We start from the raw sequence: 3,824 nt of genomic DNA on the forward strand, positions 1-3,824 counted from the left end.
CATTTGCAACCTGCAGCACACTTTTCCATTCGTGTTCGTCAATCACTTTTATTCCCTCCCCGAAGCACTTTTCTTTAATTATAACATAATTTATTATAAATATATATAATTATAAAATAATTTATAAGATTTTCTTATCGCGCCTATAAGTTTTTCAACTATTTACAAAACAATGCCAATGTGCATTATCGAATAAATTGTATTTATATAATAAACTAATTTATGTAGTTCCCTATTCATACAGGCTTTGCGTAAATGCCTTGTCTGCCGGCATGAAAACAACGAAAAAAGGAACACGCGCAAAACAGGCACGTATTCCTTTCATTAACCCTGAGAATCAAATCAATCTGCTTCAACACTAAAAGTCATGTATCCGTCACGATTTCTGTTCACGGATCTGCGTATCATAATTAAGGTCATTAAAAATGCGTGGACGTGAAGCATCGAAATCTTCGTTTATGATACTCTTTTCAGGTCTGTAATCCTCCGTAGAGATATCAGTCAGATCCAAGATAGTATGAATCATATCGTCGGTCATATATGGTCTGTCCGCCGCCTCCTGTATCTGCTCCCATTTCTCCGGATACTTTTCCTTGAACTTGGGAGATGCCCAGACAATCACAGGAATCTCAATCATGTGACGGTTCGGGTTCTCCTCTATATGTCCTGCGACGCTTCCCTCGTCATAGACAGCCTCTGCATGGTCAGGAACGTATATCACGATAGACTCATCATCTTTGAAGCGTTTGATTATCTCATCAACCACGTAATCATTATAGTATAGAGCGTTGTCATACTGGGCCACAATATCTTTGAAATGATCTGTAACGTTCAGCTTTATATCCTTGCCCGTAAACTTATTGAACTCATACGGATAGCGGTTGTAATAAAGACCATGTCCGCCCATCAGATGAACAACAAAGAAATTCTTATCCGGCGAACGCAGCTGTTTGCTCTCATCAATCAGCGGAAAAAGCTCCCCATCAAGAATACCTGTGTCCTCAAGCGAATCACGGATTCTTGTGAATTTATGATAGTCGCTGTGGTTTGCATAAATCTGAGCTACATTGCCCCACGCTCCCGAGCTTTCCTGATTCGAAAGCCAGAAGGTCTTATAGCCTGCGGCATGCATAACATCAATAAGAGTGTTGTACTCATACCACGGTTTGTCCGACTCGTGGTCGCAGAAGGTGAAAAGCTCGCTTAAAACAGCAACTGTCGTAGAATGCGGGCTGATGATATCATTAAACACCACGATTTCGTCCTTCTCCCGCAGCTTCATGAGATTAGGCGAATTAGGCAGATAATATCCGTACAGCTGCATGTGATTTCGGTTTGTGGATTCACCGAGAATGAAAACAACGTTCTTTATCTTGCTTTCATTACGTGTCAGCTCTACGGAATTTGTCAGCTTTGCCGACAGACGGTGATATGCCTTCATATTGTCGATAGCAGTTCCCATAGCCGCATAGGTTCTCTGCATCGGAAGAAGCTGATACAGAATGAAATCCGAATAAACAGCCATAGCAGGAATTGCTGCGGCAAAACAAAGCAGCAGCGACAGTCCCAAAAGACGGCTCTGACGGTGATAGCTGACCTGAATACGCTCCCACAGCGACAGACGCCAGCCTATCAGAATGACGATGACAGCTCCGGCAACCGCACAAAGCTCCTTAAGACCAAGATACATCTTAAGGAACTCAATTGATTCCTTAAAGTTCGTTTCAAGCAGTGAGTTGATGATACCCGCGCCAATCAGCGCACGGTAATTGTACATGACGAACAGCTCAACCGCAAAAGGTATGAAGCAAACAAACAAAATAACCTTTTTCACGTACGGAAGAATGCGTTTCGGTACTATCTTCTGCAAAACCGCGGCAAATATCATAGTCTCCAGAAACAGCATTGCAGCTGACTCAAGCAGCAGCGTGAATTGGTGCTGATGCGTGAGAGACCATGCCATCGTGACATAGTTAAAGATAAAAAAGAGCAGAATAAAGCCGCTGTTCTGCGTGAAGCAGCGCTGTATTCTTCCCAATAGCTTCAAAAACATTTAACAGGATATCCTCCTTAAGGCGTCTATCTTACAAACGCCGTCAGCATACTCAAAGCTGTCCCATCAGAACATGTGTCTGCGGTATTACTCTGACATTTTTAAGATACCGCAGGGCTTCAGCCTGCCAGTCAAGCATTTCCTTTGCACTCGGCGGCTCCGCGCCTCCGAACGGCGTGACCGGCTGCAAAACAAGCAGAGTATTTTTATCTGCTTTCGCGATAAGCTCACATGCCTTCTTAAACTCATCTTCAGAAGAATCTTTCGTGAGCACAATTTTACAATACAGATCTTTTTCCTTTGCCAATTCCAGAAAAGCCTCATGTTCTGCCCAATAGTCTTTTCCGTTCAGTTCCGAGGGCAGCTTTATATCCATGCTGATGATATCAACAGCAGGAAGAACCTCTTTCAGCTGCCTTGGAAGCGTGCCGTTCGTTTCAAGAAAAACAGGAACCTCCAAAAGCTCTCCGAGCGCGCGGACAAAATCCGCATGAAGCAGCGGTTCCCCCCCGGTAATGCTTACAGCCTGATGCGGCACGGCAGACAAAAACCTGCGGACCTCATCTGCCACGTCCTCAGCAGACATGGGATTAGGCACATCTGTATATTCATGACTTCCCGGCTCGCGTTCCACCCGGCAGAAATCATGCTTATTCATCATATGCTCGGTATCACAGTAACGGCAGACAATATTACAGCCCTCGAGACGCACGAATACCTGACGGCATCCGGCATATTTTCCTTCTCCCTGTACGGAAGAAAATATCTCGATGACATTCTCCTTCACTGCCATTTTAATCCTCCCGATACATAACAGAGGAACCCGGAGATTCCCATACACGGACATCCGACAGCTTCACAGAAGGATTCTCCTCCCGCAGCATTTCCGCATAAGCATGATAAATATAACATGCAATATTTTCAGCAGTAGGATTTTTACCCTGAAATGCTTCATGCTCATTGAGGAACATGTGGTCAAACTGTTCCGTAATGCCCTTGAGGATTTCCTTCAGCCGTTTGAAATCCACCAGCATTCCGATGGAATCAAGCTCTGTCCCGGCAACATGAACGGCTACCTTCCAGGTATGGCCGTGCAGCCTGTCGCACTTTCCCGGATATCCGACGACACGATGTGCCGCGTCAAAGGTATCCAGCACTTCTAATTCATACATATAAAAAACCTCTTTTATCTTTTCTCTCTAAAAAAATCTCCCTCGTACGAGGGAGGATTTTTGAACTGCTTGCAAAAGCGCAATCACGCTTTCTCCTTGCCTATAAACTCATCATAGCTCAAAGCGCGTGTATGCTTCGTATGGCTCCACTCATGCTCATTTCTGTGCAGGAATCCGAGAAATACAATAGGAATCCACGAATAAATGAACACCGGATAGAGCAGCATATAAAGCCATGCCTTCCACTTAGCACGGATAATAGCAAGAACAATGATAGGCAGTATATACTGACCGAACATGATGAACAGCATCAACTGATACGGCAGGAAATTATAGATATTCGTATAAAACGGCGGCAGCGCAAACTGAACATAGCTGATGATAACGAATATAGTCGAAATCAGCAGGAAATATGGCTGCAGGAGATGCAGACATCCGTCCAGAATACGGATATCACGCTGACGGAAAGCCTCGCGGACCATGCGCGGGATAAAGCGCTGTCCGACATCGAACTGTCCCTGCGCCCAACGGCGGCGCTGATTCCAGGACTGCATGAAGGTCAAAGGCTTTTCATCATAGACAATGGCATCCTGTGCCCA

Annotated in this window: 4 protein-coding genes; all 4 read right to left on the reverse strand. The window is 44.8% G+C overall.

Features of this window, described 5'->3' with window-relative positions; all coding sequences use genetic code 11:
• Positions 1–376: 376 nt before the first annotated feature.
• On the reverse strand, positions 377–2,053 hold the full coding sequence (locus ACY69O_RS08530; protein ID WP_462333044.1) for a phosphoethanolamine transferase: 1,677 nt from the start codon (positions 2,051–2,053) through the stop codon (positions 377–379).
• A gap of 52 nt (positions 2,054–2,105) precedes the next feature.
• Positions 2,106–2,840: a 7-carboxy-7-deazaguanine synthase QueE gene (locus tag ACY69O_RS08535; protein WP_462333047.1), complete on the reverse strand. Its 735-nt coding sequence runs from the start codon at positions 2,838–2,840 to the stop codon at positions 2,106–2,108.
• A gap of 7 nt (positions 2,841–2,847) precedes the next feature.
• Positions 2,848–3,225, reverse strand: a complete 378-nt coding sequence (queD, locus tag ACY69O_RS08540) for a 6-carboxytetrahydropterin synthase QueD (RefSeq protein ID WP_462333045.1) — start codon at positions 3,223–3,225, stop codon at positions 2,848–2,850.
• Between the two features lie 83 nt (positions 3,226–3,308).
• A partial coding sequence (locus ACY69O_RS08545) for a glycosyltransferase family 2 protein (RefSeq protein ID WP_462333046.1) occupies positions 3,309–3,824 on the reverse strand: 516 nt, incomplete at its 5' end.

Source organism: Schwartzia sp. (in: firmicutes) (assembly GCF_978017985.1).